This window comes from Latilactobacillus sakei (assembly GCA_002953655.1).
Classification (GTDB): Bacteria; Bacillota; Bacilli; order Lactobacillales; family Lactobacillaceae; genus Latilactobacillus; species Latilactobacillus sakei_A.
Window position 1 is genome coordinate 1,749,732 of record CP025839.1, and the last position, 26,701, is coordinate 1,776,432.

Consider the following 26,701-nt stretch of genomic DNA (forward strand, 5'->3'; position numbering starts at 1 on the left):
TTTAAAGCATCCTTCCAAGTAATAAAACCGGTAGTACAATTGCATCTAACCTCTATTTTATTACTATATCCTCTTTTAGAGTCATTTTATAACGTTTTTTGCTTTAAACTAGACTTCTCATAGACTGTTGTCCAACCAACGGCAGCCAACATAATAAACGCTGGTATAATGAAAAATCGATATCTAGACTGAATCTCTATTAATAAATGAACCATAAAATAACCAATAATCATCAACTTTAATAAATAGCCATCCGTCCATGTTTCACGCCATTTAAATAGTCCTAATAAAGCACTTGCTACAATAAAAATATAGAACAAAAACTGAACCGTATTCAACCAATTTTTAATCTTTAAGGATAACTTAACATTGTCTGCCATCCCCCACATCAAGGCATCATCTCGAGCAGTCCACATTTTCTTACTTTTATTAAACATCAGATTAACTAACTTAGGTTTATCCTGAATTCTTTCTTTAATAATCTCCTTACCCATTTTATCTCGTTTTGCACCAAGTGGATAACGATTCATTAAAGTCAAATCCGTCGCAGAATAACTCCCAACAGTTTCTTCATTTAAGCCTAATACAAATTTCCAAGTTGGATTTCTATTTTCCAATGGGTATTCGGATAAGTGCGTTACTTGTAAAGCGCTATTTACTAAAAACAACATCAAAAAATAAGCTAAAATGCTAGTGGTAACTCTTCCGAGTGATTTTAAAATATTTTTCCGATCCGGTGCCAACAACCATTTTGTAATTTCAAAACAGACAAGTGCAATAATCAGTAATATCCCTAACGGTCGCATAGTATTCCCAAGTGCTAATAAAACACCCGCAATTACTTTAATCCATAATTGATCATGTTTTAAGTAAAGATAGATTGCTAAATAAATCAAAAAAGTCGCTAGAAATTGATTCGTTAAAACACCTGTCATATAAATATACGCTGGATAAAATAGCAATAACGTATACACAATACGACCCGTTATTTCTTTAAAGTGTAGGTTAATAATCTTATACCCAACAAATGCAATTCCGTAATTTAGAAGGATGTTAATTATCTGTAGAATAAGCACATTCTGACCAAATATTTTGATGATCAATGCTTGAAAATAAACAAAGCCTAACTGATACGGCCAACTTTGGAAGTAACTTTCTTTTAGAAATGAAAGATCCCCCTGTGTCGCCAATATCGCGGCATTGTGCATCATTTGAAAGTCCGAGCTTGGTGCAGTCGGGACCTTAATCAACCAACCGATTCTGACTAGTATCGCCATTCCCGTTACAACTATAAAGAATATTTTTTTACTGGTTATCTTAGTCAATCCAATTAGTGCCAAAATGATTAATATGTAAAAAACAATCGCAACAATCATTAATTTAGAATTAGATAGGTAATTACCAGTAACTAAATTACTGATTGAGTAGTACGTAATAAAAGCAAAGATGCTTACCAAAAACACTGTATAAACACCTTTTACAAAGCCGTTCATAAATTTCTGCACTAAAGATACCTCCTAAACATAATATTTTTAATTTTATCACATATTTATCCAATAATATTAAATATCCTGTTATTCTTAGTATTCGCTTAGAGTAACTTTTAAAGAACCACCTTCAATATCAATAACAAAAAAACTTTCAAAAAACATAATCACAAACGTGAATTATATCTCCTGAAAGTTCTAGTTAAAATTATTGCACACCATATTTAACGTCATGTGCGAATTGTGCACGGCTAATGCCCATTTGGGCTAAGTAGCCGTAAGGATCCACATGATCAACTTCACGATAAGCATATGAAATCCATTCATGTGTCTTAACACCATTACCACTTGCATCCAATTGCTTAGGAATACCCGCTTCATCAGCCAATAGTCTTAACAACCAGATATAAGCTTTGTAATCTTTTTGGAATTTAGCTTTATTATTAGTTCTTGCTAATTCAACTTGTGCAAAGGCCTTGCTGTTCCCTGTAGGGCCGCAACCCCAGCTCATTTCACCAACAGGTGCTGTTTGAACGATCCGGCCACCATCACCGACCCAATGTGTCACATAAGCACTTGTCCAGTTATTTTGCATATAAGTAATTGCATGTTCTAAAGCATCTGGATCTGTTTCTGAACCAACACTCCCAGATTCATGCGCTACGATAAATTGTCCTGAGGTTTCATTATGTGGCAAACCAGCGATGTATCGTTGTTCAACATGAAAAGCGCGTTGTGCTGTATCGCTAGCCTTAACAAATTCATTACCACCAACCGCATACCAAACGGTACCCGTTTTATCAGTCATCTTTTGTGAAACGTGCCATTCACTGTTAACAGCCAATTTCTTAACTTTTTGACCTCTTGAGTTAATTGTTTCCGCACCTGATTTATTGATAATGACAACAGCATCGTTCATTGGTTCAGTCTTACTAAAGATATTTTCGCCTTCGATTAAGACGTCAGCAGCTGCGATATATTGTTTATCAGCTACTTGATACCAATAATCACCAAAGATATCTTGCGCTTTCTTACTGATACTCCATCTTGTTAAGTTGGCTAAATTCCGAGAACTCTTACCATTAACGTCGATTAAGTCTGTTCCTTTAGTATTAATAACTGTCCCGATTGCTCTATAGTCAACACTTGAAACAATTAACGGATCACCAACACTGTAAACATCTCTTTTAGCAATATATTGCTTGTCTGCTACTTGATACCAGATAGCACCACTACTGTCTTTAGCGGTTTGATGTGTCCGCCAGCCTGATTTAAAGCCTAATGTCCGACCAAACGTGCCATCAGTATTCATGATACGTGCACCATTGTGATTTTTAACCTGGATTACCTGGTTACTAATTGTTTTGGTGTCTGTTAGAACGTCAGCCTTTTTAAACTTAACGTCACTTGCCTTAAGGTAGTTTTCGTTCCCGACTTTATACCATTGGTCTCCAAAGATATCAACCGCAACAGCTGATACTTTCCAAGCTGAACCGTTATTTAATTTTCTTAAAGCGGCTTTGTGGGAATTAATTAGCTCACTGCCACCTACTTTATTAACCGTTGCAACCCCTCTTAGCGGTTGTTCACTCGTAAAGTAGGCTGCGCCTTCAACATAGACATCTTTTGATGAAATAAATTGACCGCCAGCAACTTGGTACCAAGCAACACCACTAGCATCATAGACAACGTAGCTGGTCCGCCAAGCTGATTGATAAGGTAACACGCGACCTTTCTTACCATCACTATCAGTGATGGTGCTGCCTTTAGTGTTCTTGATATAAATGATTGTTTTAGGAATTATTTTGCCACCTGTAAAAACATTTTGAGCCATTGTAACGTCTTCTGCTTTTACATAACCGTCAGTTGAAACTCTGTACCAAACATCCCCAAACACATCAATCATTTTATAGGAAATATGCCATGCGGTTTGATACTTAAGCGTTTGTGCAGTTTGATTGAGGCTGTTAGTGACAACTGTTCCCTTAGTATTCTTAACAGTTGCAACACCGTCATAAGCACTACCACTGACAAAGAACGCAGCACCAGAAAGGTAACTATCCGTCCCCTTTACGTACTGATTATTGGCAACCTGATACCACGTTGTCCCTGTGCTATCAACGGCTTTTTTAGAAACGCGCCAAGCAGTTTTGAAAGCTAATGTCCGGGTATATTGGCCAGTTGCATTATCTAAAATTTTAGTGCCTTGGCGATTCTTAATGGTAATCACACCACGAAAATCCGTCGCATTCGTTAATTTCAAACTAGCTGCTGTGGCTTTTTCAGCACTTACTGGCGCAGCTGATTCAACTTTACTGCTACTTTGACTATTAATTGTTTGTGGTTGTTTACTAGCAGAGGCTTGCGGTGCTTTACTTTCTTGAACACTGGCTACACTGCTGCTTTGACTACTCATTTGGCTACTACTTGCAACATTAGGCGTAGCAACACTTGTATTTTGTGTTGTACTTTTAGTTGTGTTAGCAGTTTCAGCAAAAGCAGGTGTATTAATCAATATTTGTGACAATACCACCGAAGAGATTGTTAAATTTTTAAGTAATCGACTCTTTTTCAAAATTATTCCCCCAATTTCCAATCAATCATCCCATCATTATAATGTGATCTATCTTTAAATTTTAAAGTTACCGTTTGATCGTTAGAACTCTTCTTAGAAACATGAATCGTTTGTTTAACCTTCACCCAATCAGGCCCCTCTGAAACAATACTGTAAGTCCCTTTGTTTGTCATACCACTTGCTGATGAAACCTGTTTTAAGGTGCCATCAGGACGATATGTCATTTTAGTATCTTCACTTGCCCAAGTTCCTACTAAAGAGTACTTAAACTTCTGATCAGATTCCTTGACACTGGTCTGCTTTTTGCTACTTGTACTAGACTTTGCCTTTTTAACAACACTTGTCTTAGTCTTATCCGATGTATCACTCGTCTTATCGTGGCCGTTATTACATCCCGCTAAGACTAGTAAACAAACACTACTTGTCATTGCATACACTATTTTTTTCACAGTATCCCCCCAAAAAAATAATTATCCTTTACGATTTTAACACAAATAATTTGACAATTATATAAACCACCTTTACTTTTTCTTAAATAAATAATACGTAAAAGCGTGCTCATCAAACTGACTATGTTGTGCTATTTTTCGATAATGTGATAGTACATTATCAGCAACACCCTGCCGATAATCTTGATTAGTTGGTAAGCGTAACACGACAAAATTAACTTTCTTTTGTGCAATTAGCCTATTCTGAGTATCCAATATTTCAGGCAACTGATTGTGCGGAATATTATTAGTCATAAAGTACTTAGTCGTCGGTAAGACACCACTTGCTCGGTAGAAGCCCATATCTAAATTTCGGTAATTCAATAACGTCTGATCATGACTCTTATTGATAATTTCAGCAAAATTTTGTTGTGCTGTTTGATAAACATTAGTTTTTTCACCATTTTTATCAATATGAACGGTTTGATTATTAGGGAATATCCTTGATTCATTAATATTTGTGTTGCTACCGATAACCATCATTAAGCCTAAACAGCCCAGAAATATACAAATAGGTAAAGATAATTCTTCAATTTTATGACTTGCTACCTTAATAAGATAGATTAGTGGCAATACCATAAAAGCCATTAGCGGCAACATCACATAGCCCAACCTTAACCCCAGTAAAACAGTCACAACCATTGAAATATAAACTGTACAGTAGATAAATTTAATATATATATCTTCAAAAAGACCATTACCAACTAAGATAACAACCAAACCAATAATGAGCATACCGTATAACAACCAAGACTTATTGACTGTTTGCATGTAATAAACGACGCTGGCAATCATTTTATGAAAGATATCAACATGTTTCCCATCATATAAATTCGTATTGGCATAGAAATAATTAAAATATAAATCATATAGTGCATTCTGCGATTTAAAGTAGAGTAAGACGATTGCTGAAACTCCGACACTCCCCAATAAAATCATTGACCAACTCTGCCACAATGCTCGCCATTTCCGTAGCATTATCAAACTAATTGATAATGCTAAGAAAAATCCCAGATAACCACCAATTAACGTGTACTTAGCCCATAAAACGCACCCAAATAACACCCCACTCATTAAATAATCTAATTTACTTAATCCAAAATTTTGATGTGCCAATTTAACCAATAAATAAAAAAGATAGATGGTCGTAGGCATCATTAACTCTTCAACACTCCCCCCCTTACTGAAGGTTGGCGACATAAATAAAAGACTTGGTACAATAATCACACTCAGTAAGGCATGTGTCTTTTTCAAATAATACCGTGCAATCTTATAAATCAGCAATAATGAACAACAGAACAATACTGATTCAATCAAATAAACACCAAAGTAAGATTTGGCAGTAATCAAATCTGCTAATAGATAGATTAAATATAAAACCGGCCCTTTTTGCTCAAAGAGATCTTTATACGGTATTAGTCCATGATGCCAGCCTTTACCGACCGTCAAAAAACAGTTTAAATCCACCCAATCATTTTGATAATATAGCGGTGATGATTTTGTTACAAACAGCATGACCAATAATGAATAGGCCAATATAAAAATAATCGGCCAGTTCTTCTTTACATAATGGCGCATTGTTTTCCCCCACTCCCATAAAATAAAGACCCTAGAATTTTTAACATCTACGGCCTTTATTGATTTTCGAAAAACTAATCACTTACTTTTTCGTGTAATCGATAATATTCAACTTTTTTCAGATTATCATAAGTCTTCTTGTCTTTACCAGTTAAAGATTTAACATATTTATTGCCCACTTTATACTTATTTTCACCGATAACACTAATTTTGTTCTCGGTATTTTGTAAGTATTGCATGTATGAATCGCCCTTAAGGCCGGCTTGCTTAAAGAATTCTGGTAATAGGTACATCGGTGAGAAGTCCTTACCTTGCCCTACAAAATCATTCTTTAAAACTTTTTTAGCGCCCTTATTGGCCCACATCACATATGGCGTTTGATAATAATTCTGATAACCTTGAGCAGTCCCCAAGTTTAAATCGATATTTAACATCTTATAAACACTATTTTGTTCCCCCAACCAAGGATTATGATCTCCGTAGAACATAATAACAGTTGGTTTATCATTCTTAAATGAGTTCGTTAATTCTTCAATTGCTTCACTCGTCTTCTTAATGCCTGCCAAATAATTGTTAATAATCGCATAGTCGGCTTGATTATACCCATCTTGCCATTTTAATAGTGGTGTTCCAGTATATTTATTTGCATATGGCCCATGGTTTTGATAGGTCACTGACAAGTTAAAGTAAGGTTTTTTACTCTTTTCTGAGAAGCTATGAATTGATTTGAAGAAGGTCTTGTCCGGTACAATAAATTGATTGTACTTATTATAGTAATTTTCCATATATTTAAAATCAGAAATCCCTAAGACCGGATCAACATTTCTTCGATTATAAAACCAACCATACATTGGATGTAGGGCTTGGGTTTGATAGCCTTGGTTCTTGAAATACCAAGCAAAAGAGTCTGTATTATGGTTAAAGTTTTGTAATTTACTATACCCCGTAACCGTCTTTCTTTCGGTATCAATTGTCCCACCCGCAAAGATATTCGTTACTAAATGTCCAGAGATCGATTCTTTTTCGACATTCTTCAAACCTGCATAAACTGATGGATCAATTTCTAATTGTGGATACTTAGAAAAATCGTTATAGGCCTCCATCATTATCATAATAACATTAACTTTCTTTTTATCAGGAATGTTCTGTGATTTATATTGATCTAACAATGCCTTTGCTTCTGCTTTATTATAGCCTTCTGGTTTAGATACACCGGTGCTTTCAATACTATGCGCAAAAGCGTACGGGAAACCACGTGTCATATACTGACTAGTAGCTTTCCAAATATTACCATACTTAACATACGCTGCCTTACCATACGTATCTGGGTTAAATAGCTCACTTTTCCCCCACGTAAAGGTTAATAGCAGCACCAGAACCAAACCAACTATTCTAAATTGGAATTTCATGACTGGTTTAAAGTAGTTCCGTAACATGATTAAGACCGTTATGAAGAGTAAAATTAGTACAACATGCTTCCAAGTTAATTGAATGGCGTATTTTTGTGACATTTTTGAAGCTTCAGAAACAAGTTGTAAATCTGCAAATTGAACAGCGTCATCTCTAAACATTAATTTATAATGATTAGCAATGCCTAAACCGACAAATATCAAAGCATTTAACCCTGTTCCTAACCAAATACGTCCTAATAGGAAATAGAGCGCTAATCCTACCAATACTGGCGCTAGACAATTTAACATCAATAGATGACCGTCCATCAAAACGTCTTTCACCATTGGGAAAGAATACTTGTAACCCCCAACGATAACTGATGCCATCCCGATAAAGATACTGATACCAACGACTAACATCATTTGGACGAACCAATACAGTAGCATATTCGTTATGGTTTTAAATGCAATACCGTTATTAAACACAACGTATTTATTTTTAAATTTACCGTTTTTGAAGATAAAAGATAGATCACCAAAATAAGTTTTTTCGGTTAAATCTTGCTTACTTGTTGCTGACGTTGGTGTCCAATTCCCTTCTTGATCAACTGCTAAACCGTCTATTTTTACACGACCAGAGTCGATAACTTCTCGGGGAATGAACAGACTCATCAAGAAATTAGGACTCTGCCCGACGATGGTCTTAGGCCTATTATCACTCAACAAAATAAGATTTTTTACCTTAAATCGATTTTTAAAACGATCTAACTCGTCCGGTGTTATATGTACTTTATCTAAAAAACGCCAATAATTCTGAAAATAACGTTCTTTTTTTTGAATTCTAAGTACTAACAATAAGCTTAAATAAAAATGGTAGAAACCCACATACCATAATTTTCTAATATGTCGTCGGACCATAAATTTAGTGAAAGCTTTATCCAATGCTTTACTTTGAAAAACATTTTCCCATTGATAAATATCCATTCAACTTCTCTCCTTTACATACTTATTAATATTACATCTACGATATCTGATATACAATATGCAAATAAAAAAGGAAGCCGACAGCAGCTTTATTATCTACTGTCGGCTTCCTTTTTACAGTTTATCTTTCCAAATAAAATTCAAATCGTTCGCCGACATATTGTGTGCGGACGTATTCAAATGGGGTGCCGTCGTTTAAGAAGGATACTTGGCGCAAGCGTAAGATTGAGCCGTTGCGCTTGATGTCCAAGTATTCGGCAATTCGTTCTGAGGCGAGTTGCGCCGAAACGGTTTGTTGCGCGCCGCCCATTTGGTAGCCGCCTTTTTCTTCCAGCGTCTTATAAAAAGAACTAGTGATTTCAGCTTTACTGAAATCAGCGACTAATGATTGTGGCACTGTGGCCACTTCAAAACAAATGGGGACATTATCCGCGTAACGAATCCGTTCCATCCGTAGCACTTGTTCACCGTCTTTTAGTTGGAGCTTTTCAGCCTCACTTAGAGATGGATTAGCAATGTGAAAAGAAATCGTCTTGCTAGATGGCGTTTTACCTTGGGCCGTCATTAAATCTGTAAAACTGGTTACCCCGGACATTTTTTCTTGGACTTTTCGGTTAGCGACGTAAGTCCCAGCACCAATTCGGCGTTCCAAAATGCCTTCATCAACCAACGTCTGGACGGCTTGTCTAAGCGTCATCCGCGAGACTTCAAAGTTTAATGCGAGTTCACGTTCTGAAGGGATCCGATCCCCAATCGACCACTTGCCGGCTTCAATATCTTTTTTAAGTTGATTATGAATTTGAATATAAACAGGTGATTCCATGGGTCACACTCCTATTGATTAATGTTGGTAACCTTGGCCGAAGCTGTAAGTTGCCACTAAGTTTTGTTGTTGGTCCAAGACGTTTAAATCAGCATCGCGGCCAACTTCTAATTTACCTTTTTGTGTTAGGCCGAATTCTTCAGCTTGGTTAACACTTGACATCATAACGGCTTCAAATTTATCACAGCCCGTGAAGGTTTGGATATTCTTGAAGGCATCGATGTAAGTCAAGACAGAACCAGCTAATGTGCCGTCTTCTAAACGTGCTTGTTTGTCTTTAACGATTACTTTTTGGCCGCCTAATTCACTTTCGCCTTCAGCAATCCCTTTGGCACGCATTGAGTCAGTTACTAAATCGATGCGTTCTGCGCCTTTTTGTTCATAAGCTAATTTAATCATATCTGGTACGATATGGAAACCGTCTGCGATTAATTCAGCGTACATATTGTCTTCTAACATCGCATGGCCTGTTACACCAGGTTCGCGGTGCTTAAATTCACGTTGCGCATTGTATAAATGCGTAACGTGCGTTGCTTTACTTTCAATCATTTGTTCCCGTGTGGCATTACTATGACCAACAGAAGGCACGATGTTGTGTGCTAAACAGTAGTCTTCGAAGGCTTTTGAACCAGGATCTTCTGGTGCGTAAGTAATTAAACGAACGCGATTGCCTGATAATTTGTTCCATTCGTCTAATAAGTCAACGTCTGGATCTTTGATAAATTGTTCAGGTTGGGCACCCTTAAAGATTGGGGCGATAAATGGCCCTTCTAGATGGACACCTTGGATTAATGGGTTCTTTTCAGCAGCGTCTTTAACCCCACGCATGGCATTGGCAATATTTTCATTTGATTGCGTCATTGTTGTTGCAAATAAAGTTGTGACACCTTCGTTTTGCATCATCTTCGTTGCCATTTCGTCGATTTGGTTAGCATCGCCATCCATTGCATCGAAACCGTAACCACCATGACAGTGAACGTCGATGAAGCCAGGAATGATAGTTTGACCTTTCATATCTTGGATTTCTTCGCCAGCTTGTGCTTTGTAGTCAAACATTGGGCCAACAGCTAAAATTTGTTTGTCAAAACGAATATAGCCGTCTTCAATAACGTCATCACCAGTATAGATTACTGCATGTTTTAAAACTTTGATTGTCATTATCCATCCACCTCTATTATTAAATTACTTCCAGTATAAATGGTATAGACCAAAAATGCAAGGCACTCAGCGTGATCTTTGAACCGTTTTCTTAAAAATTTGGTATACTATCCTTATCAACTACTGTGAGGAGTTTTAAGGATGTTAAAAATTGGGGTTATCGGTTTAGGCAACATCGCGCAAAAAGCATATTTACCAGTAATGGCACAATGGCAAGATCAAGTTAACTGGGTTTTATGTTCTCGTCAGCCTACTAAGCTCGCACAATTACAGGCCCAATATCACTTTAGCGATGGTTGCCTTTCTTTTGAAGCCCTCTTGGCAAAATCATTGGATGCCGTTTTTATCCATACACCTACTAATACCCATTATACACTTGTTAAGCAAGCACTCTCACATGGATTACACGTTTTTGTTGATAAACCGCTCAGCGAGAACCCACTGGAAGTCGCTGAACTCTATAAATTAGCCGCACAACAAGGGCTATTATTAACGGTCGGCTTTAACCGCCGCTTTGTGCCGCAATTAGAAAAATTAAAAAGCATCCCTAATAAGCAACTGATCAACGTTACGAAAACACGCGTTGATACACGGCAACCAGCCGCTTTTGCGATTTACGATTTAATGATTCATACTATTGATACAGCCCTTTATTTAGCCAATGACGTTGGTTTGAGCTATAACGTGCAAACGTATTGTAAACAGGATGCCAACCAACAATTACAAGTCGCCCAATTGACCGTTGAAACGGCCAGCCAACTCATCACTGCGACGTTAAATATGCAAGGTGGCACTAACCAAGAAATCGCTAGTCTTCAAAGTCCGCACGGCTTGTTCACCGTGGATAACCTGACACAATATACCGCCAAGACGGCAACCGATAACCGGCAACAACAACCCGCAGACTGGGAACCAACATTAGTTACTCGTGGCTTTGACCCAATGATCAAGGCCTTTATTACAGCCTTACAAACAAATGGTGAAAACCCCGTCTCACCTGCCAGTAGCTTATTAACACATCAGTTATGTCATACGATGTGCAGACAAGCACAACGTCGTTAAAAATAGGCCAGCTCATGGCATAAAAAAAGAGGTCAAACAAAAATCACTTTTGTTTGACCTCTTTTTTAGGCTTAAACGTGCTTTTCAAAACTGCCTTTTCCGGTTAACTACAAAATGAGCAGTATGGCTAAAACCTGCCATACTGCTCATTTTTAGGTTAATCCTCAAAGTCAAATCGTTCGAGTCCGCACGCTATTTTTGGCTTTCCAAGTCTTTTTCAATTGTTGCGTCAATGCCTTTGACGACTGCTGACATTAGACCTGCTTCTTCCATTGCCAATAAGCCAGCAACAGTTGTGCCACCTGGTGATGATACTTTGTCGATCAAGTCCCATGGTGAATCGTCACTCATCAGAACGTTTTGAGCGCTCCCTAAAACAGCTTGGGCTGCGATTTCAGTGGCCGCTTTCTTGGTTAAACCGTGTTTAACACCAGCCCGTGCCATTGAATCGATGAATAAGTAAACAAAAGCTGGTGAACTACCAGCAAGTGCGCTGAAAGTTGTGAAGTCTTTTTCACCAATTTCAACAACGCCACCTAATTGTGACAAGACATCCTTCACGCTGTTCAATTGATCAGCGCTCACTTGTTCATTACCGACAACGGCTGTGATACCAGCGCGGTTAGCAACGTTGACGTTGGGCATAATCCGCAAAATAGGCAGGTTATCCGCGTCCACTTGTTGGCTTAATTTAGCCAATGAAAGACCGGCTGCCATTGAAACCATTAATGGTTGCTTTTCTTTAAAAGCAGCGCCTGTTTCTTCTAGAATAAGTGGCACAATATATGGTTTAACCGCCAAGAAGACAATATCAGCTTGTGCGACTACCGCGATGTTATCTGCCACTGGTGTAATGTGTTGTTCAGCCGCAAATGCTTCATAATTTGCCGGATGAGCCCCGTGGACCAAAATATCCGTTGTTGCGATCTGATCGGCTTTAACTAAGCCTTTAATCATTGCTTGTGCCATATTACCGACACCAATAAAACCAATTTTCATTCTGCCACCCCTTTTTTGTATTGAATCAAGGATACCGAAAGACAGTGTTAAAGTCAATTAACACCTTAGCTATCCAAAAAACAGCGATTAGCAAAACTAATTTTTGCTAGTCGCTGTTTTATTTAGAATGGTGTTAAAGTTTTAGCTGATGCCTTCGTTGTTTTAACCAATTCACCCACAACGACTGTTCGCTCATAAGTCTGACCGTTAACTATCTCGCCATCAGGATCACAGGTGTACAAAGTTACTAGCCGTTTTTGCCGGACATCATCCAAAATAGCTACTTGGTTGGCCTTAACTGTTTTGCGACGGATGACACGATAGGTATAAACCTGCTTCGTATCGGTCAAATAAATCGCGGCGCCCACTTTCGTTTGACTAAGTGGTGAAAACAAAACATTTTCCTGGGCAATATCGTGACTACTCAAAACATAGTTCCGCTTACCCATTGTCTGTCCCTGTTTATTGGTAACCGCCGCCTTTAGCATATTATCGTGCCCGTTGGTTTGACCAATGCCTTTGATAATCGGCAATTTAATGCCCACTGAAGGAATTGCCAACTTACCAACCGTAATCCCCCGCGTATCTTCATCCCAATAAGTTGGTTGCGGCGCGTTATCGTCTGCCACTTTTTTAGTCTGGACCGGTCGCACTTTGACGGTTCGTGCGTGGGCGATATTTTGCGTCAACTGATCATGCCGATACTTTTGGACGCCCATTAAGTCTAGAAAAAGACAAAGTGATACTATAAAAAGCCAACGAACCCATTTCGCTGCAGGGTGCTTTTGTTGTCCTTTCATCCCCTTATCTCCTCCTTATAAAATTTTGCTGAACCTAGAAGCGTTTCCCGAAAACAAATAAGCCAGAAAGACTCGCTACGATACCCGCAAAAATAGTCGCAATGGTCATTCCATGATTATCTTGACCCGTTTGAAGTAAGGTGGTTGGTTTGTTGCCTTTTTCAGCCGTTACAGGTTTGGTTTTATCAGCACTATTAGTCGTGGTCCCTTGATGATTAGTAACATTAACCGTGCCGTTAGCTGAATGACTTGTCGAACCGGCACCATTGGAAGTTGTGGCCCCCGGTGTCTTATGAGTTGATGTGCTTTGGTCTGAAGAACTCATGCTACTTGAACCAGTTGTGTGGCTTGTGATATCGCTGCTTGAGCCACTATTTGATGAACTATTTGAATTACTTGATTCTTGACTTGATGACTCACTGCTTGATTCGCTGTTTGATGAACTGTTTGAGTCACTTGATTCTTGACTTGATGACTCACTGCTTGATTCGCCGTTTGATGAACTGTTTGAGTCACTTGATTCTTGACTTGATGACTCACTACTTGATTCGCTGTTTGATGAACTGTTTGAATTACTTGATTCTTGATTTGATGATTCGCTGTTTGATGAACTATTTGAATTATTCGATTCGCTACCTGAGTTATTATTTGTTAGATGGTGTTTACCATTAACAAGGTAATCAATATGATTTAATGCATCATTAATAGTACCTGTGCTTTTACCATCAATTTCCGTTGTAATATTAATATAACCAAGAGGCTTTACGACTTCATTCCCTTGAGAATAATTCGTAACATACATTCCTTTATTGGTACCTAAAGTACTTGTCCCCATATACGCATTACCATTGGTCCAAACTGCTACCGTATGTGAACCATCAGATTCATATCTCTCTAAAGAAATCGCTTCACAAATTTGACCACCGTTTTCAGAATCTTCCATAAAGAAACTAATATTAACTTTAAATTTACCATCATCGGTCACAAATTTCTCTTCATGTTCTCCGGGCCATCCAGCTCCAATTTCAGCACCATTAAGATTAGCACTTTTTACATTAAGCACGTAATCACCTAGGTATTTATCATAAACACTATTTTCTACATTTCCGCTGACATTTATCGGCGTTTGTGTTGCAACCGCATCTACATGTTGTGCCGTCGTTGCCATCATCGCCGTTGTTGTACTCCCAAAGAGTGCAACTGCCGCCATTGATGTGAATAGTGTCCGTTTCCCCATTGTTTGGAACCCTTGTGTTTTCTTAAACTTCATCTTTAAATCTCCCCTTAATTTTTAGATGTTAAATACCTCACTACCTAATCAACAAACTAGATACGTCATTACCTTGAATCTTTATTTTTCACAATACTCCCCCAGTCCTGTATTCTTTAAACAAACACATTATACCATTATAGTTTTACTAAAACTAGAACTATATGTTGTTATGCAATTCAAAGATTTCCTTTATTGTCATTATTAGACAACTGTTGGAGGTCCTTAATTAAATGGATAAAAAATACAATATTGGTACTCATATTCGAGATAGACGTAAATTTTTAGGAATGTCTCAAGAAAAATTGGCCGAGCTCAGTAAACTATCGGTCAACTATATCTCGCGCCTTGAATTAGCTAAGGACACGAACCTAAGCATCAATGCATTAATTGCGATTTCAACAGCACTAGACGTCAATGTTTCAGAGCTGTTACTAACTGACGCCCAAAAATCGACTGAGTTGCCCTATTATCTAAAAAAACTTATCGACGAATTACTAACATTTGATGCTGATGAGGCAAACGAAATCAGTGAATTACTATTATCACTTGTTAGACGAATGAAATAAATAACAAAAAAGCTGGTGAAAATTAATTCATCGGCCTTTTTTGTTACCTATTATCTTCTCTCAAAACCATTCTTTAAATTAATACTCTCCCTTGGCTATACATGGGCCCATGAAGTTTATAAGGCACACGACGGACTATTAGTCGGATTTCCTTTAACCTCTTCAGATTCGAGTTCTGGGGCTTACCTGAAGCGCGATTAAATCATCTTTTTTACCTTAAAACTCAGAACTGCTATCAATAATCCGCGCACGCTTATTCTATAAATGAATAAAGCGTGTTTTTTTACTCACAAAAAAAGCGGACCGACAATTGTCGGTCCGCTTACCTGATAAATTATTGGGCTAGCTGGATTCGAACCAGCGCATGACAGGATCAAAACCTGTTGCCTTACCGCTTGGCCATAGCCCAATCAAGTGGAGGAGAGTGGATTCGAACCACCGAACCCGAAGGAGCGGATTTACAGTCCGCCGCGTTTAGCCACTTCGCTACTCCTCCATATGTCTGTCTCATCTCATCGATTCAACTATATTAGTTTACAAAATTTCCAGACAAAAATCAACCCTAAAATGCAAAAAAAACCTCGATTATTGTATAAATAACCAAGATTTCTTTTAATTGATTTAGTCAACGCCTTCCATTAACTTGTGAATTGGTTTCACGAAGAAAATTAAGACGATCCCGAAGATCGCACTAACGATCCCGATGCCTAAGAAATATTTAATTTCAGTTTGTGGTGAGTATAAACGAACTAACTGTGCGTTGACCGCTTGGCCAGCAGCATCAGCTAAGAACCACATACTCATCATTTGTGATCTGAACGCTTTTGGTGCTAATTTGGTTGTAATCGAAAGGCCGATTGGTGAGATTAACATTTCAGCAATTTCAACAATTAACCATGAACCGATTAACCAGAAAGGACTAACACGCCCTGTCGTACCGTGTAATAATCCAGGAAGGGCCATAAACATGTATGATAATCCAGCGAAGATTAAACCAACCGCGAACTTACCGGGTGCTGAAGGTTGTTTCTTCCATGTACTCCATAACCAAACGAATAATGGTGTTAAAAGCATGATGAACAATGGATTTAATGATTGGAAGTTAGAAGCAGCTAAGTGCCAACCCCCAATATGCAAGATTGTTCGATCTTCAGCAAATAATGCTAAGACCACTGAACCTGATTCTTCAATACCCCAGAAAACAGCAGCAGCGATGAAGAGCGGAATATAAGCTAAAACGCGTGAACGTTCTTTTTTAGTAATTTTTTTGCTTGAAAGCATGTTGTAGAAGTAAATAATTGGAAGTGCAATTGCCACAATTGAGATAATTAAAACAATATTATCAATATTTAAGTTATTTGTTAGTTGTAAAGCAGTAATCCCAAGTGCAATAACGACTAAGCCGATAATCACTTTAATGATAATCCCTCTTAATTCGTCCGCTGCAATTGGATCGTTTGGTTTGGCATTTTCTTTGCTAAATTGTGAACGTCCTCGGTAATATTGAATAAGACCAAAGAACATCCCGATTGCTGCTAATGAGAACCCTAAATGGAAATTAACTTGTTGGCCGATTGTACCAACAATCCATGGTGCTACGAATGACCCCAAGTTAATCCCGAAAACAAACATACTGAAACCAGCATCACGTCGACGGTCATTCTCACTGTACAAGCCACCAACCATTTCGGAAACATTGGGTTTCAATAGCCCCGTTCCGACAACAATCAAACCAATTGAAATAAATAAAGCCGTTGCGCCCATCGGTACCGCTAGTACGATATGGCCCAACATGATGAAGAACCCACCGATGAAGACGGTCTTAAAGCTACCCCAGATTCGATCACTCAACCAACCGCCAACAACACTGGCTAGGTAAACCATCGAACCATAGATCGCCATCACTGACATTGCGGTTGCCTTGTCAAAGCCAAGACCACCTTTATCTAAAGCAAAATACATATAGAATAGTAAAATTGCACGCATCCCGTAATAACTAAATCGTTCCCACATTTCTGTGAAGAATAACGTCGATAGGCCGTGCGGTTGACCAAAGAATGTCTTTTCATGTTTTTCTTCCATTGTAATACCCCACTTTAAAACTTTATTATTTTTGAAACTAGGAATTGACAGCTATTAAGATAGGGATTTCAATAGTTGAAATCGGCACTATACAAGAACTCTCTTATCATTCGCTTAGAATCTATAAATGCCATTATAATCTTATTTTAATGTTAAAGCAATTCTTTTTTTTAATTTTTATGCACTTTACGATCAATTTTCAAATCATTTTTCACTTATGTCTTCTAGAAATTTAATGATTAATATTAGCCACTTTCAGCTATTTTCAGACACTATTTTCTCAGCAAATAAAGGCGCATTAATGTTAAATTATTGCATTCATTATTATTACGATGACTATAGTCTGATTTAAGTATCGTTTTAAATATCAAACATACCTCCAACCTTTGTAGTACAATGATTAGATAGAAAGTAGGTCGAACATTATGGCGCAACTCAAATTAGTGACACTTAAGAAATTATTAGCGGATCGGTGGCTGAATTATTATGAAGCAACTTATCAAAATTCCAAACAAGAAGAGATTAATTATCATTTTGTCAGTCGTGAAGCCAATCTAACAACTGACAACCTTAAGCATCCTGTGACGGCTTCTGCGGTCACCATGTTTTGCCTTAATCGTGATCATAGTCAAGTCTTATTACTACGTCAATTCAGGCTCCCTCTCAACGACTATGTCTATGGTAATTCAGCTGGTTTAATTGAACCTGGTGAAACAGTCGAACAAGCCATTGAACGTGAACTCGTCGAAGAAACAGGCTATCAAGGTGTTCATATTGATCAAATCTTTAATCCTAGCTATTCTACGCCGGGCATTACAGATGGCGCCATCACTTTAGCCATCTGTACAATTGATCAAATCCCTTCTCAAAATACGGCTTTAGAATCCGCTGAAGAATTGACTAGCATTTGGGTTGATAAAAAACAAGCTGCTGAAATATTAGCAAGCGGTAAGATATCAGGCCGAACACAACTGCTATTATGGCAATGGGTTAATAATCGCTTAAACTAAAATAAGACGTTGTTTCCATTTGGAAGCAACGTCTTATTTTTTATCCTATTAAGCGGTAATAAAAAAGCATTGTTAGTCTTAATGACTGACAATGCTTAACAAGAATCACATGCATAACACTTAGTGCCGGCTGCAGGAGTCGAACCTGTGACCCTCGGTTTACGATACCGATGCTCTACCAACTGAGCTAAGCCGGCATAAAAGATGACCCGTACGGGATTTGAACCCATGATACCGCCGTGAAAGGGCGGTGTCTTAACCACTTGACCAACGGGCCGAAAATAAAAAACGATTGAAGGGTCTCAACCGCTCATTTTATTACTCCGGTTGTCAGGCTCGAACTGACGACATCATGATTAACAGTCATGCGCTCTACCAACTGAGCTAAACCGGAATCAAGCGTGGCAACGTCCTATCCTCGCAGGTAGTTTCCCACCAACTACTATCGGCGCTAAGAAGCTTAACTACTGTGTTCGACATGGGAACAGGTGTATCCTTCTTGCTATCGCCACCACACTATTTTGTGCTTACGCACTGAGAAGAACTTCGTTCTCTCAAAACTGCATAATAAGTAATATTTCATTTCAAAAGCCAAACATTGCACCTTTGGTTAAGTCCTCGACCGATTAGTACTAGTCCGCTCCATACATCGCTGTACTTCCACTCCTAGCCTATCTACCTGATCATCTTTCAGGGGTCTTACTTCCATAAAGGAATGGGAAATCTCATCTCGAGGGGGGCTTCACACTTAGATGCTTTCAGCGTTTATCCCTGCCATACATAGCTACCCAGCGATGCGCCTGGCGGCACAACTGGTACACCAGAGGTATGTCCATCCCGGTCCTCTCGTACTAAGGACAGCTCCTCTCAAATTTCCTGCGCCCGCGACGGATAGGGACCGAACTGTCTCACGACGTTCTGAACCCAGCTCGCGTACCGCTTTAATGGGCGAACAGCCCAACCCTTGGGACCGACTACAGCCCCAGGATGCGATGAGCCGACATCGAGGTGCCAAACCTCCCCGTCGATGTGGACTCTTGGGGGAGATAAGCCTGTTATCCCCAGGGTAGCTTTTATCCGTTGAGCGATGGCCCTTCCATACGGAACCACCGGATCACTAAGTCCGACTTTCGTCCCTGCTCGATTTGTCAATCTCACAGTCAAGCTCTCTTATACCTTTACACTCTACGAATGATTTCCAACCATTCTGAGAGAACCTTTGAGCGCCTCCGTTACACTTTAGGAGGCGACCGCCCCAGTCAAACTGCCCACCTGACACTGTCTCCCGCCACGCTAAGTGGCGCGGGTTAGAGTGGTCATACAGTTAGGGTAGTATCCCACCAACGCCTCAATCGAAACTAGCGTTCCGATTTCTACGGCTCCTACCTATCCTGTACAAACTGTACAAACACTCAATATCAAGCTACAGTAAAGCTCCATGGGGTCTTTCCGTCCTGTCGCGGGTAACCCGCATCTTCACGGGTATTATAATTTCACCGAGTCTCTCGTTGAGACAGTGCCCAAATCATTACGCCTTTCGTGCGGGTCGGAACTTACCCGACAAGGAATTTCGCTACCTTAGGACCGTTATAGTTACGGCCGCCGTTTACTGGGGCTTCAATTCTGGGCTTCGCTTGCGCTAACTCATCCTCTTAACCTTCCAGCACCGGGCAGGCGTCAGCCCCTATACGTCATCTTACGATTTTGCAGAGACCTGTGTTTTTGATAAACAGTTGTTTGGGCCTATTCACTGCGGCTGACCTGACGGTCAGCACCCCTTCTCCCGAAGTTACGGGGTCATTTTGCCGAGTTCCTTAACGAGAGTTCACTCGCTCACCTTAGGATATTCTCCTCGACCACCTGTGTCGGTTTACGGTACGGGTAGTTTATTTCTCACTAGAAGCTTTTCTTGGCAGTGTAACATCAGGAACTTCGCTACTTAATTTCGCTCCCCATCACAACTTGTCCTTAAAGAATCAAGCATTTCACTCAACTCAAGACTTATTGCTTGGACACACATTTCCAGTCGTGTGCATTCCTTAGCTTCCTGCGTCCCTCCATCATTCAAACAAAATAAACTAGTACAGGAATATCAACCTGTTATCCATCGACTACGCCTCTCGGCCTCGCCTTAGGTCCCGACTAACCCTGGGAGGACGAGCCTTCCCCAGGAAACCTTAGTCATACGGTGGATCAGATTCTCACTGATCTTTCGCTACTCATGCCGGCATTCTCACTTCTAAGCGCTCCACTAGTCCTTACGATCTAGCTTCGTCGCCCTTAGAACGCTCTCCTACCGCGGACACTTACGTGTCCACCCACAGTTTCGGTATTATGTTTAGCCCCGGTACATTTTCGGCGCAGCGGCACTCGACTAGTGAGCTATTACGCACTCTTTAAATGGTGGCTGCTTCTGAGCCAACATCCTAGTTGTCTGTGCACCGCCACATCCTTTTCCACTTAACATAAATTTTGGGACCTTAACTGGTGATCTGGGCTGTTTCCCTTTCGACTACGGATCTTATCACTCGCAGTCTGACTCCCGGAACTAAATCAATGGTATTCGGAGTTTATCTGAATTCAGTAACCCATGACGGGCCCCTAGTCCAAACAGTGCTCTACCTCCATGATCCAATATTCCGAGGCTAGCCCTAAAGCTATTTCGGAGAGAACCAGCTATCTCCAAGTTCGATTGGAATTTCACCGCTACCCACACCTCATCCCCGCCATTTTCAACTGACGTGGGTTCGGTCCTCCAGTGTGTTTTACCACACCTTCAACCTGGACATGGGTAGGTCACTTGGTTTCGGGTCTACATCTATATACTCACTCGCCCATTTCAGACTCGCTTTCGCTACGGCTCCAGCTTTTCACTTTAACCTCGCATATAAACGTAACTCGCCGGTTCATTCTACAAAAGGCACGCCATCACTCATTAACGAGCTTTGACTAATTGTAGGCACATGGTTTCAGGATCTATTTCACTCCCCTTCCGGGGTGCTTTTCACCTTTCCCTCACGGTACTGGTTCACTATCGGTCACTAGGGAGTATTTAGCCTTGGGAGATGGTCCTCCCGGATTCCGACGGAATTTCACGTGTTCCGCCGTACTCAGGATCCAGAACGGAGGTTAAGTTGTTTAATCTACGTGGTTATCACACTCTTTGACTCAGCTTCCCAGCTGATTCGATTACAACTTAACTTGGTAACTCCAAAGTTCTGTCCTACAACCCCAAGAAGCAAGCTTCTTGGTTTGGGCTCTTCCCCGTTCGCTCGCCGCTACTTAGGGAATCGATTTTTCTTTCTCTTCCTGAAGGTACTTAGATGTTTCAGTTCCCCTCGTCTACCTTCATTAAGCTATGTATTCACTTAATGATAATACTCGATTAAAAGTATTGGGTTCCCCCATTCGGAAATCTCCGGATCAAAGCTTACTTACAGCTCCCCGAAGCATATCGGTGTTAGTACCGTCCTTCATCGGCTCCTAGTGCCAAGGCATCCACCATGCGCCCTTTATAACTTAACCTATCTTTACCTACGGTAAAGGGTTATTATTTGAGTTTAGCGATATGAACTAATTCATATTTCTATTATTAAAAAACTCTTTAAAACGCAATGTTTTCTCGGCTTTTAAAACTAATATATTACTTATTATCCAGTTTTCAAAGAACAAAGTTTGAGAGTAGACCTCTCAAAACTAAACAAAGTTTTGATTTCGCAAATGTACAAGGTTTTCCGTATTATTCCTTAGAAAGGAGGTGATCCAGCCGCAGGTTCTCCTACGGCTACCTTGTTACGACTTCACCCTAATCATCTGTCCCACCTTAGACGGCTGGCTCCCCGAAGGGTTACCTCACCGGCTTTGGGTGTTACAAACTCTCATGGTGTGACGGGCGGTGTGTACAAGGCCCGGGAACGTATTCACCGCGGCATGCTGATCCGCGATTACTAGCGATTCCGGCTTCATGTAGGCGAGTTGCAGCCTACAATCCGAACTGAGAATGGTTTTAAGAGATTAGCTAAACCTCGCGGTCTCGCAACTCGTTGTACCATCCATTGTAGCACGTGTGTAGCCCAGGTCATAAGGGGCATGATGATTTGACGTCGTCCCCACCTTCCTCCGGTTTGTCACCGGCAGTCTCACTAGAGTGCCCAACTTAATGCTGGCAACTAGTAATAAGGGTTGCGCTCGTTGCGGGACTTAACCCAACATCTCACGACACGAGCTGACGACAACCATGCACCACCTGTCACTTTGTCCCCGAAGGGAAAGCTCTATCTCTAGAGTGGTCAAAGGATGTCAAGACCTGGTAAGGTTCTTCGCGTTGCTTCGAATTAAACCACATGCTCCACCGCTTGTGCGGGCCCCCGTCAATTCCTTTGAGTTTCAACCTTGCGGTCGTACTCCCCAGGCGGAGTGCTTAATGCGTTAGCTGCGGCACTGAAGGGCGGAAACCCTCCAACACCTAGCACTCATCGTTTACGGCATGGACTACCAGGGTATCTAATCCTGTTTGCTACCCATGCTTTCGAGCCTCAGCGTCAGTTACAGACCAGACAGCCGCCTTCGCCACTGGTGTTCTTCCATATATCTACGCATTTCACCGCTACACATGGAGTTCCACTGTCCTCTTCTGCACTCAAGTTTCCCAGTTTCCGATGCACTTCTTCGGTTGAGCCGAAGGCTTTCACATCAGACTTAAGAAACCGCCTGCGCTCGCTTTACGCCCAATAAATCCGGACAACGCTTGCCACCTACGTATTACCGCGGCTGCTGGCACGTAGTTAGCCGTGGCTTTCTGGTTGGATACCGTCACTACCTGATCAGTTACTATCAGATACATTCTTCTCCAACAACAGAGTTTTACGATCCGAAAACCTTCTTCACTCACGCGGCGTTGCTCCATCAGACTTTCGTCCATTGTGGAAGATTCCCTACTGCTGCCTCCCGTAGGAGTCTGGGCCGTGTCTCAGTCCCAGTGTGGCCGATTACCCTCTCAGGTCGGCTATGCATCACGGTCTTGGTGAGCCTTTACCTCACCAACTAACTAATGCACCGCGGGTCCATCCTAAAGTGATAGCCGAAACCATCTTTCAACCCTGCACCATGCGGTGCTAGGTTTTATGCGGTATTAGCATCTGTTTCCAAATGTTATCCCCCACTTTAGGGCAGGTTACCCACGTGTTACTCACCCGTCCGCCACTCACTCAAATGTTTATCAATCAGGAGCAAGCTCCTTCAATCTAAACGAGAGTGCGTTCGACTTGCATGTATTAGGCACGCCGCCAGCGTTCGTCCTGAGCCAGGATCAAACTCTCGATTAAAAGTTTGTAGCTCTTGTTTTGTTACTTAATTTATTTGCTAGCGAAATTGACTTCGCAAATATGTTGTGCCCTAAAAGGGCGACCCTACACATTTGGTTTATCAAAACTTTGTTCAGTTTTCAAAGATCTACTGTGTTGAAACAGCTTAATTAATATACCATTTATAACAACCGATTGTCAAGAACTTTATTAATATTTTTTGAATAAATATTCAAAAGCAATTTCTAATGTTGCTCGTAATCGTTGTGGCTTTTATCTCGCTGACAACATAGACTACTATATCAGCTATCTATTCATTCGTCAACTTTATTTATTCATCTTTATTTCAGAACTTTCAACGTCTAAATAATCCAATTTATCCGGTATTTTATACAGAACATGAACAATTATCCAAAACCAGTCACCATATGACAGTTATCCCGAAAATTGCACAAAAAAAACGCCTTTTCAGGCGTTTAATTTTTTTTAAATTTCTTCATTTTCTTGCTTGTCTGGACGCATTGTTGGGAATAAAAGGACATCGCGGATCGAAGCAGCGTCAGTTAATAGCATAACAAGCCGGTCAATCCCGATACCGAGTCCACCTGTAGGCGGCATCCCGTATTCTAATGCTTCAACATAATCTTCATCGATACCTTCAGCTTCATCATTACCGTTTTCACGTTCCTTAGCTTGTGCTTCAAAACGTTCACGTTGATCGATTGGATCATTCAATTCAGTAAAGGCATTTGCATATTCGTTACCATGCATGAAGAGTTCCCAACGATCTGTAAAACGATCGTCTTCGGCATTCTTCTTAGCCAATGGTGAAATTTCCACTGGATGGCCATAAATGAATGTTGGTTGTACTAATGTATCTTCAACGAATTCTTCAAAGAAGGCGTTAATGATATGACCCACTTGCCAGTATTCTTCATACTTAACGTGGTGTTGGTCTGCTAATTCACGAGCAGCTTCAACTGTCATTGGTTGCCAGAAATCGACACCTGTTTCAGCCTTAATAGCGTCGACCATGTGTACACGCGCAAAGTCACTATCTAAATCAATTGCTTGGCCTTGGTATGAAATTTGGCCAGTTCCTAAGACTTTGTGGGCTGCAAAACGGATAATGCCTTCGGTTTCATCCATAACATCTTTGTAATCAAAGTATGCAGCGTATGTTTCTAACATCGTGAATTCAGGGTTATGTTTGGTATCGATACCTTCATTCCGGAATACACGGCCAATTTCATAGACCCGTTCCATCCCACCAACGATTAGTCGCTTCAAGTGTAATTCAAGCGCAATTCGTAAATAGAGGTTAATGTCTAATGCATTGTGATGTGTAATAAATGGCCGTGCTGAAGCCCCACCAGCTTGGCCATGCAAGACAGGTGTTTCAACTTCAGTAAAGTCATGTGTATCTAAATATTCACGAACAGCAGAAATAATCTTGCTCCGCTTCGTGAAACGATCCATACTTTCAGGATTAGCAATCAAATCTAAATAACGTTGACGATAAATTTGTTCGACATTCGTTAAACCGTGATACTTATCAGGTAATGGGCGTAATGCCTTTGACAAGAATGTTAGATGAGTTGCCTTAACCGTTAACTCACCCATATCAGTTTTCATGATTTGACCGGTAATGCCTAAGTGATCCCCTAAATCGGCTTTCTTGAAAATTTTGTAGTTATCTTCACCGACTTCGTCTTTACGAACATAAATTTGAATTTTACCAGAACGATCGCGGATATCGGCAAAACCAACTTTACCTTTACCCCGTTTAGACATCATTCGTCCTGCAATTGTGACTTCTTGGTTTTTAACATCCAAGTCGTCTTTTTCAATTGCTTCAAATTCTTCGTGTAGCGCTGCTGCTAAATGCGTCCGTTCAAAACGGCTCCCAAAAGGATCAATGCCTTCATCCTTTAAAAATTGCATTTTTTCGCGACGGACCTTAAGTTGGTCATTCATTTCTTTTTGATTATCTTTTTGTGCCAACTGCCAATTCCTCCATTACTTTCAATTATCTACTCTTGTTGATTTTAACATGAAACTAGGCAATTAAGTATCCCCTTATGCCATTCTTGCTTCAGTTTCTTCAACAAAACGGTCTAAAATATCGCCAACCGCTTGTTCTGTTTCAACTTCATTAACTGCCGCTTTTGTCTTAGCAGCGCGTGGAATCCCCTTGAGGTAGTAAGCAGCTTGTTGTCTAAATTCACGACAAGCAACATTTTCGCCTTTTAATTCGACTAACCGATGTAACTGGAGCTTAGCTGTGGCGATTTTTTCTCTTGGTGTTGGTTCTGCAATCAATTCACCGCTGCGCAAATAGGTTTCAACTTGACGTAAAATCCAAGGGTTCCCTAAAGCAGCGCGGCCAATCATGACAGCGTCGGCACCGACTTCATCCAACATGCGCTTAGCATCTTGTGGTGTGCGGACATCCCCGTTACCCATAAATGGAATCTTCAATTCAGCTTTGACTTGCTTCAAAATGTCCCAGTCTGCTTGACCGGTATACATTTGTTTACGAGTCCGACCGTGCATAGCAAGTGCTGACGCACCAGCGCGTTCGGCAGCAAGGGCGTTTTGAACAGCAAAGATGTGATCTTCGTCCCAACCAGTCCGCATTTTGACTGTCACTGGCTTTTTAACAGCGTCGGTCACATATGAAACCATTTCGTAAACCTTGTTTGGATCTAATAACCAACGCGCACCAGCGTCTGTTTTCACGACTTTGTTCACGGGACAGCCCATGTTAATGTCGATGATGTCAGCTTGTGTGTGTTGGTCTACAAATTTAGCAGCCTCTACTAATGTGTCTTTTGAGCCACCAAAAATCTGGATGCTCACTGGATGTTCGTTTGGATCGACGAACATCATGCCCATTGTTTTTTTGTTATTGTGCATAATCCCGCGGTCACTAATCATTTCACAGACGACTAATCCTGCGCCAAATTCCTTTGCAGTCACGCGAAATGCCGCGTTTGTAATACCAGCCATTGGTGCGACGACTACTTGATTTGGAATCGTCACGTCTCCTATTTGCCATGTCATAATGCCAACCCATTCCCTTCGTGTCTTTCGACAATATCCAAGCTATCATAGCAAAA

The 26,701-nt window shown here is 40.4% G+C and carries 16 protein-coding genes, 5 tRNA genes and 3 rRNA genes; 3 read left to right on the top strand and 21 right to left on the bottom strand.

The features are described 5' to 3' along the window. Positions 1 to 86 precede the first annotated feature (86 nt). From C0213_08695 to nagA, 7 genes are all read right to left on the bottom strand, one after another. On the bottom strand, positions 87 to 1,505 hold the full coding sequence (locus C0213_08695) for a hypothetical protein (GenBank protein AUX12494.1): 1,419 nt from the start codon (positions 1,503 to 1,505) through the stop codon (positions 87 to 89). 190 nt (positions 1,506 to 1,695) lie between these two features. After that, complete coding sequence (locus C0213_08700; protein ID AUX12495.1) at positions 1,696 to 4,062, bottom strand: hypothetical protein; 2,367 nt, start codon at positions 4,060 to 4,062, stop codon at positions 1,696 to 1,698. A gap of 2 nt (positions 4,063 to 4,064) precedes the next feature. Continuing rightward, positions 4,065 to 4,511, bottom strand: coding sequence for a hypothetical protein (locus C0213_08705; protein AUX12496.1), 447 nt, complete (start codon positions 4,509 to 4,511; stop codon positions 4,065 to 4,067). Between the two features lie 72 nt (positions 4,512 to 4,583). Beyond that, complete coding sequence (locus C0213_08710; protein ID AUX12497.1) at positions 4,584 to 6,128, bottom strand: hypothetical protein; 1,545 nt, start codon at positions 6,126 to 6,128, stop codon at positions 4,584 to 4,586. Positions 6,129 to 6,202: 74 nt separating this feature from the next. Next, positions 6,203 to 8,503 carry a hypothetical protein gene (locus C0213_08715; GenBank protein ID AUX12498.1) on the bottom strand — a complete coding sequence of 767 codons (2,301 nt, stop codon included), beginning with the start codon at positions 8,501 to 8,503 and terminating at the stop codon, positions 6,203 to 6,205. Between the two features lie 121 nt (positions 8,504 to 8,624). After that, positions 8,625 to 9,326 (bottom strand): GntR family transcriptional regulator, encoded by a 702-nt coding sequence (locus tag C0213_08720; GenBank protein ID AUX12499.1) that lies wholly within the window; start codon positions 9,324 to 9,326, stop codon positions 8,625 to 8,627. An 18-nt stretch (positions 9,327 to 9,344) separates the two neighbouring features. Further along, the gene (nagA, locus tag C0213_08725; protein AUX12500.1) at positions 9,345 to 10,484 is read right to left on the bottom strand and encodes an N-acetylglucosamine-6-phosphate deacetylase; all 1,140 of its coding nucleotides are present in this window, start codon (positions 10,482 to 10,484) and stop codon (positions 9,345 to 9,347) included. A 141-nt stretch (positions 10,485 to 10,625) separates the two neighbouring features. On the opposite strand from nagA, the gene C0213_08730 reads away from it, so the two are divergent. Next, a complete protein-coding gene (locus C0213_08730; protein AUX12501.1) occupies positions 10,626 to 11,546 on the top strand; it encodes a gfo/Idh/MocA family oxidoreductase in 921 nt (306 codons plus the stop codon). A gap of 192 nt (positions 11,547 to 11,738) precedes the next feature. Here C0213_08730 and proC read toward each other — a convergent pair whose 3' ends face one another. From proC to C0213_08745, 3 genes are all read right to left on the bottom strand, one after another. After that, positions 11,739 to 12,545: a pyrroline-5-carboxylate reductase gene (gene proC, locus C0213_08735; GenBank protein ID AUX12502.1), complete on the bottom strand. Its 807-nt coding sequence runs from the start codon at positions 12,543 to 12,545 to the stop codon at positions 11,739 to 11,741. A gap of 122 nt (positions 12,546 to 12,667) precedes the next feature. Continuing rightward, entirely contained in the window at positions 12,668 to 13,345 is a 678-nt protein-coding gene (locus tag C0213_08740; protein AUX12503.1) for a hypothetical protein, read from the bottom strand. 34 nt (positions 13,346 to 13,379) lie between these two features. Continuing rightward, positions 13,380 to 14,615 carry a hypothetical protein gene (locus tag C0213_08745; GenBank protein ID AUX12504.1) on the bottom strand — a complete coding sequence of 412 codons (1,236 nt, stop codon included), beginning with the start codon at positions 14,613 to 14,615 and terminating at the stop codon, positions 13,380 to 13,382. A gap of 233 nt (positions 14,616 to 14,848) precedes the next feature. On the opposite strand from C0213_08745, the gene C0213_08750 reads away from it, so the two are divergent. Beyond that, positions 14,849 to 15,184, top strand: coding sequence for an XRE family transcriptional regulator (locus C0213_08750; protein ID AUX12505.1), 336 nt, complete (start codon positions 14,849 to 14,851; stop codon positions 15,182 to 15,184). Between the two features lie 337 nt (positions 15,185 to 15,521). Here C0213_08750 and C0213_08755 read toward each other — a convergent pair. The 3 genes from C0213_08755 to C0213_08765 all read right to left on the bottom strand — a co-directional run bounded on the left by C0213_08755 (position 15,522) and on the right by C0213_08765 (position 17,266). After that, positions 15,522 to 15,593, bottom strand: a tRNA-Gln gene (locus tag C0213_08755). A 6-nt stretch (positions 15,594 to 15,599) separates the two neighbouring features. After that, positions 15,600 to 15,680: transfer RNA gene (locus C0213_08760), tRNA-Tyr, on the bottom strand. 125 nt (positions 15,681 to 15,805) lie between these two features. After that, positions 15,806 to 17,266: a peptide ABC transporter permease gene (locus tag C0213_08765; GenBank protein AUX12506.1), complete on the bottom strand. Its 1,461-nt coding sequence runs from the start codon at positions 17,264 to 17,266 to the stop codon at positions 15,806 to 15,808. A gap of 425 nt (positions 17,267 to 17,691) precedes the next feature. On the opposite strand from C0213_08765, the gene C0213_08770 reads away from it, so the two are divergent. Further along, entirely contained in the window at positions 17,692 to 18,276 is a 585-nt protein-coding gene (locus tag C0213_08770; GenBank protein ID AUX12507.1) for an NUDIX hydrolase, read from the top strand. Between the two features lie 121 nt (positions 18,277 to 18,397). Here C0213_08770 and C0213_08775 read toward each other — a convergent pair. The 8 genes from C0213_08775 to C0213_08810 all read right to left on the bottom strand — a co-directional run bounded on the left by C0213_08775 (position 18,398) and on the right by C0213_08810 (position 26,645). Beyond that, a tRNA-Thr gene (locus tag C0213_08775) sits at positions 18,398 to 18,473 on the bottom strand. 8 nt (positions 18,474 to 18,481) lie between these two features. Next, positions 18,482 to 18,553, bottom strand: a tRNA-Glu gene (locus C0213_08780). A gap of 44 nt (positions 18,554 to 18,597) precedes the next feature. Continuing rightward, positions 18,598 to 18,670 (bottom strand) — tRNA-Asn (locus tag C0213_08785). A 5-nt stretch (positions 18,671 to 18,675) separates the two neighbouring features. After that, positions 18,676 to 18,792, bottom strand: a 5S ribosomal RNA gene (rrf, locus tag C0213_08790). 89 nt (positions 18,793 to 18,881) lie between these two features. Beyond that, positions 18,882 to 21,802: ribosomal RNA gene (locus C0213_08795) — 23S ribosomal RNA — on the bottom strand. Between the two features lie 216 nt (positions 21,803 to 22,018). Beyond that, a 16S ribosomal RNA gene (locus tag C0213_08800) occupies positions 22,019 to 23,596 on the bottom strand. The 16S, 23S and 5S rRNA genes sit together here with 3 tRNA genes alongside, the layout of an rRNA operon. Positions 23,597 to 24,065: 469 nt before the next feature. Then, positions 24,066 to 25,556, bottom strand: a complete 1,491-nt coding sequence (gene lysS, locus C0213_08805) for a lysine--tRNA ligase (protein ID AUX12836.1) — start codon at positions 25,554 to 25,556, stop codon at positions 24,066 to 24,068. Between the two features lie 102 nt (positions 25,557 to 25,658). Beyond that, on the bottom strand, positions 25,659 to 26,645 hold the full coding sequence (locus C0213_08810; GenBank protein ID AUX12508.1) for a tRNA dihydrouridine synthase DusB: 987 nt from the start codon (positions 26,643 to 26,645) through the stop codon (positions 25,659 to 25,661). Between the last annotated feature and the right edge of the window lie 56 nt (positions 26,646 to 26,701).